Source organism: Sphingomonas sp. CCH15-F11 (genome assembly GCF_001557005.1).
Classification (GTDB): domain Bacteria; phylum Pseudomonadota; class Alphaproteobacteria; order Sphingomonadales; family Sphingomonadaceae; genus Sphingomonas.
Window position 1 is genome coordinate 1 of the sequence record NZ_LSKG01000048.1, and the last position, 1128, is coordinate 1128.

Consider the following 1128-nt stretch of genomic DNA (forward strand, 5'->3'; position numbering starts at 1 on the left):
CGGCATCCGTTCGTCCTTAGCGTGCAGATACATCACTTTCGTGTAGTCACCCCGAGGAGGCGCGGGGCCGGCTTCGCGCGACCGGCGACCTTGGCGACGACGTGACGTTCAGCGCCGACCGAGGGACGCGCGCGTTCGCGCGCGGCGACCGCTTGATGTTCCTGCGGAACGAGCGGTCGCTAGGGGTGAAGAACGGCACGCTTGGCACGATCGAGCGGGTGACGCCGGAGGGCATGACCGTCCGGCTGGACGGGGGCCGTCAGGTCGCGTTCGACGCCAAGGATTACGCCCATGTCGATCATGGCTATGCGGCGACGTTCCACAAGGCGCAGGGCGTGACCGTCGATCGCGCCCATGTCCTCGCCACCCCCGGCATGGACCGCCACAGCGCTTATGTCGGCATGTCGCGGCACCGCGACGGGGCGCAGCTCCATTATGGCCGCAACGACTTCGCCGACCAACGCCAGCTCGTCCGCGCCCTGTCGCGCGACCGGAGCAAGGACATGGCCGGCGACTATGCGGTCCCCGCGCAGGACCAGGCTCGCGTGTTCGCCGAGCGCCGGGAGATATGGGGCGAGATCCGGTTCCCGGAACGCGCGCGCCAAGTGGCGGAGAAGGTGCGCGACAAGGCGCGCGGCATGTTCGCGGGATTCCGGCCGAAACCGATGTCGGAGAAAACGACGTCGCCCGAGCGCGTCGCGGCCGATCGGCCGCTGGCGCCCTCGCAGGCCCGCGCGATCGAACGCTATGGGCGCGCCGCGGCCGATATAGGCCGGATGCGGGAGAAGGGGTTGCCGGTGCTGGCGCACCAGGAGAGCGCGTTGCGCCGCGCCGGCGAGGCGTTGGACGCGACCCGGCCCCATGCCGCGCGTGACCTTGCCAGCGCGATCGAGCGTGACCCCCGGCTCGCGCGCGACGCGGCGGAGGGGAACACGGGCGGGGCGGCGAAGGCGATGGAGACGGAGCGCCAGGTCCGCATTGACCCCGAGAAGCGCGCGGGCCGCTTTGTGGAGCAGTGGCAGGGCATGAAGGAGGCGCGCGCCAGCATGGAGCGTGCCGGCGATCGTGCCGGCGCGGAGAAGCTGGGGAAGCGCATGGAGAGCATGGCGGGCGGGTTGCACCGCGATC

The 1128-nt window shown here is 71.1% G+C and carries 1 pseudogene; it reads left to right on the forward strand.

Annotation, left to right across the window (positions count from 1 at the left end):
* Nucleotides 1-101: 101 nt before the first annotated feature.
* A pseudogene (locus tag AX709_RS04905) lies at nucleotides 102-1128 on the forward strand (Ti-type conjugative transfer relaxase TraA); the annotation flags it as partial.